The organism is Micromonospora sp. 4G55 (assembly GCF_016803375.1).
The window spans coordinates 1-11,647 of the sequence record NZ_JAEVHN010000148.1 but is presented as its reverse complement, the minus strand read 5'-3'; the positions used below and the strand labels follow the sequence as shown (position 1 = coordinate 11,647).

The window sequence follows — 11,647 nt, the reverse complement described above, 5'->3', positions numbered from 1 at the left end:
GCGACCACGGCGGCGGTCGCCAGTACGGGGACGAGCCGGCGTCGGGGCCGGCTCGTCGGAAGTGTCCACTCCGGTCTGGGCACGGGACCTCCTCGTGGGAGCGGGGGCCGACGCTGCGCCGGCCCGGTGCAGGCGCGGTTACGCATGCGCATCTGTGAATACCAGGCAGATCGGGCGAGGGCAAGGTCATCCGTGACGGTCGGTGCGGCGACGATCACCGTGATCGCTTTACAAAAACTCGGGTCTTGTAAAAAGTAGTGGGCGGTGCCACAGTCAGGACAGCCCGCGAGATCGGAGGTCGGCGATGGCCATCAGCCCCGACGCGACGGTTCCTGCCGTCGCCTGGCGCGACACCCGCAAGCCGCTCTGGCCGTTGGCCCTGCTCGTCCCGGTGCTGCCCTTCCTGGGCTGGCTGGGGTGGCGGGGCGGCGGCGCCTGGGCCTGGTGGCTCACCCCGGTGGTGGTCTTCGGGCTCATCCCCGTGGTGGACCTGCTGATCGGCGACGACCGGCGCAACCCGCCCGACGAGGCGGTGCCCCGGCTGTCCGCCGACGGCTACTACCGCTGGCTCACCTACCTCTACCTGCCCACCCAGTACGCCGCCCTGGTGCTCTGCTGCGCCGTCTGGGCGCGCGGCGACCTGTCCTGGATCGCTGCGGCCGGGCTGGTCGCCACCGTCGGAGTGGTCAACGGCATCGCCATCAACACCGCCCACGAGCTGGGCCACAAGCGGGAGACTGCGGAGCGCTGGCTCTCCAAGGTCGCCCTCGCGCCGACCGGCTACGGCCACTTCTACGTGGAGCACAACCGGGGCCACCACACCCGGGTGGCCACCCCGGAGGACCCGGCCAGCTCACGGCTGGGGGAGAGCTTCTGGGCGTTCTGGCCGCGTACCGTCTGGGGCAGCCTGCGGTCGGCGTGGCGGCTGGAGACCAGCCGGTTCCGGCTCCGGGGCCGCAGCCCGTGGACGTGGCGCAACGACATCCTCAACGCCTGGGCGATGACGCTGGTGCTCTACGCCGCGCTGATGCTCGCCTTCGGCCCCGGCGTACTGGTGTTCCTGCTGCTCCAGGCGGTGGTCGGCTTCAGCCTGCTCGAGGTGGTCAACTACCTGGAGCACTACGGGCTGGCCCGGCAGCGCACCGCCGCCGGCCGCTACGAGAAGGTCGACCCCCGGCACAGCTGGAACAGCGACCGCACCGTCACCAACGTCTTCCTCTTCCAGCTCCAGCGGCACAGCGACCACCACGCCAACCCGCTGCGGCGCTACCAGACGCTGCGCAGCTTCGACACCTCGCCGCAACTGCCGGCCGGTTACGCCACGATGGTGGTCGCCGCGCTGGTGCCCCCGCTCTGGCGGCGGGTGATGGACCACCGGGTGATCGCCCACTACGGCGGCGACCTCGACCTGGCCAACGTCCACCCGCGGCCCGGAGCCGGCTGCGGGAGCGCCAGCGCCGCCGCCCCGCGGCCCCCGGACAGGGGTACGCCGGCTGATCCCGCTGACCGCGTCGGTCGGACGCCGGACCCCCTCGGGCGTCCGGCCGGCGCACCCTCGCGGCCGCCGCCGGCCCGGGCGCGGTCGTCCCGGTCCGACACCCTGCGCCAACTCCCGACCGGCAACGCGATCCGGCCGTCCGCCGGCCTCGGTGGTCGGGTCAGGCCGGCGGTGTCCAGTCCGGGTCGCGGCCGAAGGCGGCAATCAGCCGGTCCTGCGCGTCGCGCCCGCCCGCACGTCGAGCCCGGGCCGGACCAGGTCGCCGCTGCGGTGGTCGGCGACCCGGGCCTCGAACCACCGGGTGCAGGCGGCGACCACGTCGCCGTCCAGGCGCGGGTCCGCCCCGATCGCCACCGCCAGGTCCCAGCCGTGTACGAGGTGCTCGGCGACAAGCTGGTTCAGGTACTCACCCGCCGGCGTCTCCCCGGCCGTGAGGTGCACCGTGGTGTCGAGTGCGCCCGGATGGCTGGCCGCCACCTCGGCCTGGGACGCCACCTGCCGGACCGCCCCCGATCGGGTCGTCGCCGAGCTGGTCCCCCTCGAACCGGTCGCCGATCTCCTCGACGGTCCGGCCGGCGAGCAGCGGCGCGGTCCACCGGTCCTCGGTGACCACGTGGTTGACCAGCGCGCGGACGTCCCAGTCGGGGCAGGGCGTCGGGTCCGACCACTGCCCGGGCGCGACCTGCTCGACCCGGTCGACGAACTCGGCCAGGCTCCGTCGGTACGTCTCCAGCAGGTCCATGCCGCCGATTGTCGCGGCTGTCCGTGGCGGTCCGGGCGGTTTTGCCCGGTCGTCCGGCCCTCGGGCGGTCGGTGCCGCGGCTCCTGGTCGCTGCCCGCGCCGTCGGTCGGTGCCCGCGAGGTCGGCTCGTCGCCCGCGTCGTCGGCTCGTCGCCCGCGTCGTCGGGTTGTCCCGGGGTGAGGTGGAGCGGTCAGTCGAGCTGGGCGGGGTCGAGGCCCAGTTCCCGGGCGGTGACCAGCCGGATCCAGTCGGCGAACTGCCGCCGGGAGATCACCCGCTCGTGCACCGCGAGCTGGACGGCCAGCCCGTCCATCACCGCGTTGATCCGCCAGGCGGCGGCCATCGGGTCGGCGCAGACGAAGGTGCCGTCGGTCACCCCGTCGGCGATCACCGCGGCGAGGTCCTGCCGCCACCGCAGGTCGAGCCGGCGGGAGACCCGCTCCACCTCCGGGGTGCGCAGCGACTCGGCCCAGCCGTCGATCCACATGGACCAGGAGATCGACGCCCGGGCGGGGTGTAGAGGCGCAGCAGCTTGCGCAGCTTGGTCAGCGGTGGGGCGGAGGAGCGGACCACCACGTCCAGGCGGGCCAGGTCCTGCTCCACCGCGTACGCGAAGGCCTGCGCCAGCAGGCGCTCCTTTGTGGCGAAGTGGTAGAAGACGAGCGCCTGGCTGACCCCGGCGGCCTGCGCCACGTCGGCCGTCCGGGTGTTGGCGAGTCCGCGCTCGACGATCACGTCGCAGGCTGTACGCAGCAGGGAATCCAGGCGGACATCGGCGGCACGTCTCGTCACGCGGTTACGGTAGCCCATCGATATGAGCACAGCGCGTTACCGAGCCGGTCGGTCGGGCGTGCCACAGTCGGAACCCGGACAGCTCTTCTTCGGCGCGTCGCGTCGCCCCGACCTGGCCCTTCGGCTGACCTCCCGCAATCCCTTCGACCACCCCACCCAGTCTCCTAGGAAGCTTTAGGGGGAGTTCCCGGGTTCTCACCCCGGAACCCGCCAGGGACGCGCCGAGGCCACCCCCGAGTTGGCAACTCTTCCGAGCCTCGGCTAAAGTTCTCATCCGTCACCGGGAACGCCGGAGACAAGCGGACGTAGCGCAGCTGGTAGCGCATCACCTTGCCAAGGTGAGGGTCGCGGGTTCGAATCCCGTCGTCCGCTCGGAGCTGCCGCCACGCATGACGGGGGCAACCTCGGTGGGGTGGCCGAGAGGCGAGGCAACGGCCTGCAAAGCCGTGTACGCGGGTTCAAATCCCGTCCCCACCTCGGTATGAGCACGGGCGATTGGCGCAGTGGGAGCGCGCTTCCTTGACACGGAAGAGGTCACTGGTTCAAACCCAGTATCGCCCACAGAATGATCAGGCTGGTCACCGGAACCTTCGGTGACCAGCCTTTTCGTTTCCTCGCCACTTTCCTGGGCTCTGCATGCGAAGGCGCCGGCCACCCGTGGTGACCGGCGCCTCGTCGTACGCCCGCGACCGATCAGCCCCGTCGGCCGGGTAGTGATGCGCCCTACAGCGGCGGAGTGACGTCCCGGCGCTCCTCCACCCGCCGGTACTCGACCGGCTCGGTGGTGGCGACCACCTGGCGGCGGCGACCCCAGACCAGCGCGGTCATCACGAGACCGAGCAGGCCGGCCGCCATCAGGATCCAACCGACCACGTCCAGGTTGACGCCGCCGACGCTCGCGTCCAGGGCGAAGGTCAGGATCGCGCCGACGGCGAGCAGGAAAATACTCGTTCCGATACCCACGACAGCCTCCTTCAGGGGGATGCGGGTGTGCTGTCGAGGTGAATCAGTACCCCGTGGGTGACCAGCGCAATCACCGGCGGTGGAGAGGGCGGGGTGGGGCGGCGGAGCCGGCGATCTTGCCGTCGGGTAGAGTTCAACCCGTCGCCGGGGAGACCAGGCGGCACGCGGACGTAGCGCAGCTGGTAGCGCATCACCTTGCCAAGGTGAGGGTCGCGGGTTCGAATCCCGTCGTCCGCTCTCGACCACGGGCGATTGGCGCAGTGGGAGCGCGCTTCCTTGACACGGAAGAGGTCACTGGTTCAAACCCAGTATCGCCCACCAGGCATTTGCCCGACGCACGAAGCCCCGGCTGATGAGCCGGGGCTTCTGTCGTTCTTCCCCTCACCCTCTCCTCGTTGATCATGAGGTTAGCGGCGGAGTTGATCTCCTCCACCGCTGTCAACTTCATGATCAATGGGTGTGGTTCCCGGGCGGATACGCCGCTGGCCGGCACCCCGCTCGGGGGTGCCGGCCAGCGTGTCGTTCAGGTGGGTCAGCTGTTCCAGTGCTTGGCGACCAGGTCGGCGGCCTGCTGCTCCCACTGCGCGTAGTGGTCCGGGTAGGCCGAGACCTGCACGGTCTGGGCGGCCTCGGTCAGCGGCATGTCCTTCCAGCCGTCGACCTGCTTGAGACCCTTCAGGAACGCCATCGTCGAGTACTCGGGGGCGGTGATCTGCTCGACCGTGCCCCAACTCGAGGACGGGCGCTGCTGGAACAGGCCCTGCGAGTCGAAGTCGTTGCGCTCACCCAGGTGGCCCAGGTTCTCCAGCTTCGACTCCTGCAGGCTCGTCGCGATGGCCACCACGGCGGCCCGCTCGTCCATGCCCGACTTCTTCGTCGCGGCGATGATCGCCTTCACGTTCTTCGTCTGCTCGTCGCCCACGTCGATGCGCGACTGCTTGCCCTGCACACCGTGCGGGATCAGCTTGCTCTTGTCCACGCTCGGCTTGTCGGCCTGCACCACGGCGACGGGCTTGGCGTCGACCGGGTGGGTCTCGGTGACGGGGCCGGCGAAGACGCCACCGGCGAAGGCCAGACCAGCAATACCCAGCACGCTCTTCCGCAGAATGGTGGTGTTCATCAGGATGGCTCCTTCGGGGGTTGGCGACGTGCCCAAGGGGGGTCGGACACGCGCAAGCACCACGACAAGGCGCTCAAAGATCAAGGGGGAAAGTCTTCGCCCGGCAGGCTTCGCGAGCGGGGGGCTCACGGCGCCGGGTCCATGTATAACGACCGGCGGCCCACCATCATTCCGGGGCCTCGCATTCCGGGCCGGCCACGCGTTCGGGCCAGGCCAGCGGGGTCCTGCTGCGATCGTCCAGGTGATGTAACGACCCCGGGCCGGCCACCATTCCATCGCCAGGGTGCCGCCGGTCACGGGACGACCCGGCACTGGCTGGCCCAGACCCGGACATCCGGGCAAGTCCGGCGCACCCCGGTAACCGGACATTCGGCACGCCGAGACCAACCGGAGCGCGACATCCAGGCACGCCGATCCGGTGGGAACCGACATCTCGCCACGGCGAACGACCGGAACGACATAAATCGCCCCGTGGGCAGGGTCCCCGGATCTCCGGCACCCGCCACGGACCGGGCGCGGTCCCCGGGGCTGCACGTTCGCCCCGCCCGCAACCCGTCGCCTTCGCGGTTTGCGGTGTGTCGCGGTGACGTGGGCGCTGGAAGGCGCGACACACCGCAAATGGCGCGGGCCAATGGCCGGCAAGAGCGCGGGTCCGGGCGGGGTCAGCCCCCGTCGGGCAGACCTGGCGGACCGACGCGCGGACACCCCGCAAATCGCGCGCCCCCGGAGCCGGCCTCGGCTGACTGTGGCAACCCACCCGCCGGCACCCGTCGGGCGGCCGAGCCGGGCGGCGACCGCCGACGGAGTAAGTCCGCGCACCGGGTCGCCGGCGGGCAGGGGCGGGATTCTGCCGTTGGCAGATCCGCTAGCGGTGAACGGGGGGTCCGTGGGGGGCTGGGACCGGACAGGCTGGGACGCATGAGACTGCTGGTGCTGGGTGGAACAGGCTTCGTGGGTGGCGCGACCGTGGCCGAGGCGGTACGCAGAGGCTGGTCGGTGACCGTCTTCAACCGGGGGGTGCACGGTGCGGTGCCGCCGGGCGTACACCGGTTGCGCGGTGACCGGACGGCGCCGGACGGACTGGCGGCGCTCGCGGGCGGGAAGTGGGACCTGGTGGTGGACACCTGGGACGGGGCGCCGCGGGCGGTGGGGGACGCGGCCCGGGCGCTGGTCGGGTCGGTGCCGCACTACGTCTACGTCTCCAGCGGTTCGGTCTACGCCCACCCGCTGCCGGCGGGCGCCGGGGAGGAGGCGCCGATGGTGGACGCCGAGCCGGACGCGGGCGACGGGAACTACGCGCACAACAAGGCGGGCGGGGAGCGGGCCGCACTGGAGGTGTTCGGGGACGCGGCGTTGCTCGTCCGGGCCGGGCTGATCCTCGGTCCCGGGGAGGACATCGGTCGGCTGCCCTGGTGGCTGGAGCGGGTCGCCCGGGGCGGCGACGTGCTGGCACCGGGCCCGGAGGACCTGCCGATCCAGTACGTGGACGTGCGGGACCTGGCGGCCTGGATGCTCGACCGGGGCGCGGCGCGCGTCGGCGGGGCGTACAACGTGATCAGCCGCAGCGGGCACGCGACGATGGGGGAGCTGTTGGCGGCGGTCGTCGCGGCCACCGGGTCGGACGCGCGGCTGTGCTGGACGGATCCGGAGCGGATCCTGGCGGCCGGGGTGGTGCCCTGGAACGACCTGCCGGTCTGGGTGCCGCGCGGTCACGAGTTCCGCTGGTTGCAGGAGCGGGGCGTGGAGAAGGCGTACGCGTCGGGGCTGACCTGCCGGCCGGTGGCCGAGACGGTCGCCGACACCTGGCGGTGGCTGCGGCAGGTGGGGTCCGTGCCGGCGCGGGCCGGCGGCCGGCGCGCGCGGCGGTGGGGCTGGACCCGGAGCGGGAGGCGGCCCTGCTCGGTAGCCCCCGCCCCGCCTGACGCCGAAGGCTCAGGCCGACACCACGGGCAGGTCGAGCACGTCGTCGACGCTGCGTCGCGGGGTGGCCGCCCCGGGCTGGCCGTAGCCGATCCGCATCACCATCTGGGGTGTGCCGAACCGGCCCAGCGACAACCGCAGCGCCTCGCGCTGCGCAGGTCGAGGTCGGAGCCGATGCCGACCACCGCGTCCAGCAGGGCGCGTGGTGGGGTCACGGCTCCATCCTTCGTCATGCCCGGATGCGGCGCAGCGTACGTAGGCCCCGCGCTGCCGGGCCGCTTCCTCCGGCGTCCCGTCGCCAGCGGGAGCGACACCGGGATGCGGCGGGTCGCGCTGTCCCGCCCAGGAGGGGCCGCGACACGCCGCGAACGGCGCCGATCACCAGGGCGGGCCGGTGCTGGGCGCCGGGACCGTCAGCGTTCGCGGGCCACCACGACCGGGCAGGACGAGTGCTGGAGCAGTTGCTGGCTGACCGAGCCGAGCAGCATCCCCCGCAGCCCGCCCAGGCCCCGGCTGCCCACCACCACGAGCTGGGCGCCCCGGCTGGCCTCGACCAGAGCGGCGGCCGGGTTGCCGGGCGCCACCTCGATGTCGATGTCGACGTCGGGGAAGGTGTCCCGCCACGGGGCGAGGGACTCCTCGACCGCGGCCCGTTCTCCGGCGACGGTGGCCTGCTCGTCGTGGTCCGAGGGCCGCCACCGCCCGGCCGGCGGTGCGAAGACCCGCACCACCCGCAGCGGCACCCGGCGCTGTGCGGCGCTCTCGACCGCGAAGCCGAGCGCCACCCGGGAGGACTCGGAGCCGTCGACGCCGACCACCACCGGTCCCGCCCCGGTGGCCTGCCCGGCGCGCACCACCACCACCGGGCAGTGCGCGTGGGCGGTCACCGCGACGGCGGTCGAGCCGGCGAGCAGGCCGGCGAAGCCGCCGTGCCCGCGACTGCCCAGCACCAGCAGCCCGGCGTCGGCGGAGCGCTCCTGCAACACCAGGGCGGGCGGCCCGTCGTACACCTCGCCGTGCACGATGGTGCCCGGGCGCTGGGCCACGGCGTCGGCCGCGGCCTTGTGGACCAGTTCCTCGACCTGGTGTCGGGCGGTCTCGTCGGGCCAGATCCCCGGGGCCACTCCGGGGCCGATCCAGCCGGCCACGGTCAGCCACTCGAAGACGTACGCCAGGCGGACCGGCCGGCCGCTGCGCTGCGCCTCGTCCAACGCCCAGTCCAGCGCCAACGTGGCGTCGGTGGAACCGTCGTAGCCGACCAGGATCTCGTCGTTGCTCATCGCGCTCACCTTTCCCTGCCGGCCGGCCGGTTCACTGCCCGCCGCGCAAGGCGGAGTCGGTCTCGCGGATCCAGCGCCACTCGGCGACCCGGGGGTCGTCCTCGCCGCACCGTCGGGTGTAGTCGCGGCAGGCCTGCCGGGCGTCGACCATGTCCTGGCGCAGGTGGGCGGCGCGCGAGGCGAGCCCGGGCACCCGGTCGATCACGTCGATGACGAGGTGGAAGCGGTCCAGGTCGTTGAGCATCACCATGTCGAAGGGCGTGGTGGTGGTGCCCTCCTCCTTGTATCCCCGCACGTGCAGGTTGTCGTGGTTGGTACGGCGGTAGGTGAGCCGGTGGATCAGCCACGGATAGCCGTGGTACGCGAAGATGATCTGCTTGTCGCGGGTGAAGATGGTGTCGAACTCGCTGTCCGGCAGGCCATGCGGGTGCTCCGACGGCGGCTGGAGCCGCATCAGGTCGACCACGTTGACCACGCGCACCTTCAGCTCGGGCAGGTGCTGGCGCAGCAGCTCCGCCGCGGCGAGGGTCTCCAGGGTGGGCACGTCGCCGGCGCAGGCCAGCACCACGTCCGGCTCGCTGCCCTCGTCGGTGCTGGCCCAGTCCCAGATGCCCAGGCCGCGCCGGCAGTGCTGGATCGCCTCCTCCATGGTCAGCCAGTTCGGCGCCGGCTGCTTCCCGGCCACCACCACGTTGATGTAGTGCCGGCTGCGCAGGCAGTGGTCCATGGTGGAGAGCAGCGTGTTGCCGTCCGGCGGCAGGTAGACCCGGACGACCTCGGCCTTCTTGTTGACCACGTGGTCGATGAAGCCCGGGTCCTGGTGCGAGAAGCCGTTGTGGTCCTGCCGCCACACGTGGCTGGAGAGCAGGTAGTTCAGCGAGGGCAGCGGCTCCCGCCAGGAGATGCCCCGGGTCACCTTGAGCCACTTGGCGTGCTGGTTCACCATCGAGTCGACGATGTGGATGAACGCCTCGTAGCTGGTGAAGATGCCGTGCCGGCCGGTGAGCAGGTAGCCCTCCAACCAGCCCTGGCACAGGTGCTCGGAGAGCACCTCCATCACCCGGCCGTCGGGGGAGAGGTGGTCGTCGCCGCCGACGGTGCCGGCGACGAACGCCCGGTCGGTGACCTCGAAGGCGGCGCCGAGCCGGTTGGAGGCGACCTCGTCGGGGCCGAAGAGGCGGAAGGTCTGCGGGTTGGCGGCGATCACGTCGCGCACCCACGGGCCCAGCGTGCCGGTCGCCCCGGCCGTCGGCGCACCCGGTTGCTTGACGTCGACCGCGTAGTCCCGGAAGTCCGGCAGCTCCAGGTCGCGCAGCACCCGACCGCCGTTGGTCACCGGGTTGGCGCTCATCCGGCGATCGCCCCGGGGCGGCAGGGCGGCCAGCTCGGCCACCGGGCCGCCGGTGGCGTCGAAGAGCTCCTCCGGCCGGTAGCTGCGCAGCCAGCGCTCCAGCTCGGCCAGGTGCGCGGGGTTCGTGCGTACCTCGGAGACGGGCACCTGGTGGGCCCGGTAGGTGCCCTCGACCCGCTTGCCGTCGACCTCGCGGGGACCGGTCCAGCCCTTCGGCGTACGAAGGATGATCATCGGCCAGCGGGGGCGCTCGACGGTACCGCCGGAGCGGGCCCGCCGCTGGATCTCGGCGATCTCGTCGACCGCCCGGTCCAGCGTGGCGGCGAGGGCCTGGTGCACGGTGGCCGGGTCGTCGCCGGCGACGACGTAGGGCTGGTGGCCGTAGCCGTGCATCAGCTCCAGCAGGTCGTCGGTGGGGATCCGGTCCAGCACCGTCGGGCTGGCGATCTTGTAGCCGTTGAGGTGCAGGATGGGCAGTACCGCCCCGTCGCGGGCCGGGTTGAGGAAGACGTTGGACAGCCAACTGCCCGCCAGCGGCCCGGTCTCCGCCTCGCCGTCGCCGATGACGCAGGCGACCAGCAGGTCCGGGTTGTCGAAGGCCGCGCCATACGCGTGGCTCAGCGCGTACCCCAGCTCGCCGCCCTCGTGGATCGAACCCGGCACCTCCGGTGCCACGTGGCTCGGGATGCCGCCGGGGAAGGAGAACTGGCGGAACAGCCGGGCCATGCCCCGCTCGTCCTGGCTCACCGCGTGGTAGAGCTCGCTGTAGGTCCCCTCCAGCCAGGTGTTCGCCACCAGGGCCGGGCCGCCGTGGCCGGGGCCGGTGACGTAGATGGCCGACAGGTCACGGTTGACGATGACCCGGTTGAGGTGGGCGTAGAGCAGGTTGAGACCCGGGCTGGTGCCCCAGTGGCCGAGCAGCCGCGGCTTGACGTGCTCGGGCTGCAACGGCTCGCGGAGCAGCGGGTTGTCGAGCAGGTAGATCTGCCCGACGGTGAGGTAGTTAGCCGCCCGCCAGTAGGCGTCCAGCCGGCGCAGCTCGTCTTCGGTCAGTGGGCTGTGCAGGTCGAGAGCGGTGTCCATGCTGCAATAGCCTCTCGCGCGTCGGGGACTTCTGCAGCCCGAAGGCGGATATCACCCGGGGCCTGTCCAGCTTGACCCGGGCCGGTGCGAGTGGATCAGGGCCGTTGGTCCCGGGACCGGGGGGCGTCACGGCCCGTCCGGTGGCGTGGCGGTCAAGCCACGGACCACGATGACCGGCGACGGCGCGTGGTAGAGCAGGGTCTGGCTCACCGCGCCCAGCATGCCGCGCCACGGCTCGTCGCCCCGGGCGCCGACCAGCGCCAGCTGGGCCGACCGCGACTGCTCGACCAGGACGGCGCCCGGGTCGCCGCGGACGGTGTGGCACTCCGCCGCGACGCCGGGGTAGCGCCGCCCGATCTCGGCCACCGCCTCGATGAGTACGTCGTCGCCATCGTCGGCCCGTCCCGGCTCGACGACCCGCACCGCGAGCAGTCGGGCCTCCCGGCGGGCGGTGCAGTCGAAGGCGAAGTCGAGCGCCGTCCGCGAACTCGCCGACCCGTCCACCCCGACCAGCACCGGCCCGGCGACGGGCGGCTCGCGGCGGACCACCAGCACCGGGCAGCCGGCGCGGGCGGCGAGCTGCACCGCCGGCGCGTCGGCGGGTACGCAGTCCCCGCACGTGGTCATGCCGCCGTCGCCGATTGCCACCAGGAACGCCGACTCGGAGCGGCGGATCAGCGCGTCCAGCGGGGGGCCCTCGACGATCTCGGCGCTGACCGACACCGCCGGCTCGATCTCGGCGGCGGTCGCGGCGGCCCGCGCGATCATCTCTTCGGCCTCGGCGCGGGGCTCGGCGACCGAGGGCGCCTCGAACGCCGCCTGCCAGTTGAAGGCGTGCAGCAGGACGAGGTCCCGGCGGTGCGCGGCGGCCGCCCGGGTCGCCTCCCGGACGACCTCC

General features: G+C 72.5%; 7 protein-coding genes, 5 tRNA genes and 4 pseudogenes. 7 read left to right on the top strand and 9 right to left on the bottom strand.

What is annotated here, in order from left to right; translation table 11 throughout:
• Positions 1-304: 304 nt before the first annotated feature.
• Positions 305-1,497, top strand: a pseudogene (locus JNW89_RS14805) (alkane 1-monooxygenase).
• A 205-nt stretch (positions 1,498-1,702) separates the two neighbouring features.
• Here the strand turns inward: JNW89_RS14805 and JNW89_RS38775 are convergent.
• The 3 genes and pseudogenes from JNW89_RS38775 to JNW89_RS14795 form a co-directional block, all read right to left on the bottom strand.
• Complete coding sequence (locus tag JNW89_RS38775) at positions 1,703-1,939, bottom strand: hypothetical protein (RefSeq protein ID WP_375155095.1); 237 nt, start codon at positions 1,937-1,939, stop codon at positions 1,703-1,705.
• Complete coding sequence (locus JNW89_RS14800) at positions 1,905-2,240, bottom strand: maleylpyruvate isomerase family mycothiol-dependent enzyme (protein ID WP_238449377.1); 336 nt, start codon at positions 2,238-2,240, stop codon at positions 1,905-1,907. Before JNW89_RS14800 ends, JNW89_RS38775 begins: the two co-directional genes overlap by 35 nt.
• A gap of 190 nt (positions 2,241-2,430) precedes the next feature.
• A pseudogene (locus tag JNW89_RS14795) lies at positions 2,431-3,032 on the bottom strand (TetR/AcrR family transcriptional regulator).
• A 299-nt stretch (positions 3,033-3,331) separates the two neighbouring features.
• Here JNW89_RS14795 and JNW89_RS14790 point away from each other — a divergent pair.
• The 3 genes from JNW89_RS14790 (at position 3,332) to JNW89_RS14780 (ending at position 3,593) form a co-directional block, all read left to right on the top strand.
• Positions 3,332-3,404 (top strand) — tRNA-Gly (locus JNW89_RS14790).
• Positions 3,405-3,438: 34 nt separating this feature from the next.
• Positions 3,439-3,509 (top strand) — tRNA-Cys (locus JNW89_RS14785).
• A gap of 12 nt (positions 3,510-3,521) precedes the next feature.
• Positions 3,522-3,593, top strand: a tRNA-Val gene (locus JNW89_RS14780).
• Positions 3,594-3,755: 162 nt separating this feature from the next.
• On the opposite strand, the gene JNW89_RS14775 is transcribed toward JNW89_RS14780, so the two are convergent.
• Positions 3,756-3,995 carry a DUF6458 family protein gene (locus JNW89_RS14775; RefSeq protein ID WP_238449376.1) on the bottom strand — a complete coding sequence of 80 codons (240 nt, stop codon included), beginning with the start codon at positions 3,993-3,995 and terminating at the stop codon, positions 3,756-3,758.
• Positions 3,996-4,159: 164 nt separating this feature from the next.
• Here JNW89_RS14775 and JNW89_RS14770 point away from each other — a divergent pair.
• Together JNW89_RS14770 and JNW89_RS14765 are read left to right on the top strand one after the other, a co-directional pair.
• Positions 4,160-4,232: transfer RNA gene (locus JNW89_RS14770), tRNA-Gly, on the top strand.
• 9 nt (positions 4,233-4,241) lie between these two features.
• Positions 4,242-4,316: transfer RNA gene (locus JNW89_RS14765), tRNA-Val, on the top strand.
• Positions 4,317-4,527: 211 nt separating this feature from the next.
• Here JNW89_RS14765 and JNW89_RS14760 read toward each other — a convergent pair.
• Positions 4,528-5,115 (bottom strand): hypothetical protein, encoded by a 588-nt coding sequence (locus JNW89_RS14760; RefSeq protein ID WP_238449375.1) that lies wholly within the window; start codon positions 5,113-5,115, stop codon positions 4,528-4,530.
• 918 nt (positions 5,116-6,033) lie between these two features.
• Here JNW89_RS14760 and JNW89_RS14755 point away from each other — a divergent pair.
• A pseudogene (locus tag JNW89_RS14755) lies at positions 6,034-7,037 on the top strand (NAD-dependent epimerase/dehydratase family protein).
• A gap of 10 nt (positions 7,038-7,047) precedes the next feature.
• On the opposite strand, the pseudogene JNW89_RS14750 reads toward JNW89_RS14755, so the two are convergent.
• The 4 genes and pseudogenes from JNW89_RS14750 to JNW89_RS14735 all read right to left on the bottom strand — a co-directional run.
• A pseudogene (locus JNW89_RS14750) lies at positions 7,048-7,194 on the bottom strand (nitroreductase); the annotation flags it as partial.
• Between the two features lie 254 nt (positions 7,195-7,448).
• Positions 7,449-8,315: a universal stress protein gene (locus JNW89_RS14745; RefSeq protein WP_238449374.1), complete on the bottom strand. Its 867-nt coding sequence runs from the start codon at positions 8,313-8,315 to the stop codon at positions 7,449-7,451.
• Between the two features lie 31 nt (positions 8,316-8,346).
• Entirely contained in the window at positions 8,347-10,749 is a 2,403-nt protein-coding gene (locus JNW89_RS14740; protein WP_238449373.1) for a phosphoketolase, read from the bottom strand.
• A 126-nt stretch (positions 10,750-10,875) separates the two neighbouring features.
• On the bottom strand, positions 10,876-11,647 hold a 772-nt coding region (locus JNW89_RS14735; protein ID WP_238449372.1), incomplete at its 5' end, for a universal stress protein.

Bases quoted from the DNA above. Each gene is read 5' to 3' on its own strand.
- JNW89_RS14800 (WP_238449377.1), bottom strand. From the start codon at position 2,240: ATGGACCTGCTGGAGACGTACCGACGGAGCCTGGCCGAGTTCGTCGAC.
- JNW89_RS14760 (WP_238449375.1), bottom strand. From the start codon at position 5,115: ATGAACACCACCATTCTGCGGAAGAGCGTGCTGGGTATTGCTGGTCTG.
- JNW89_RS14745 (WP_238449374.1), bottom strand. From the start codon at position 8,315: ATGAGCAACGACGAGATCCTGGTCGGCTACGACGGTTCCACCGACGCC.
- JNW89_RS14740 (WP_238449373.1), bottom strand. From the start codon at position 10,749: ATGGACACCGCTCTCGACCTGCACAGCCCACTGACCGAAGACGAGCTG.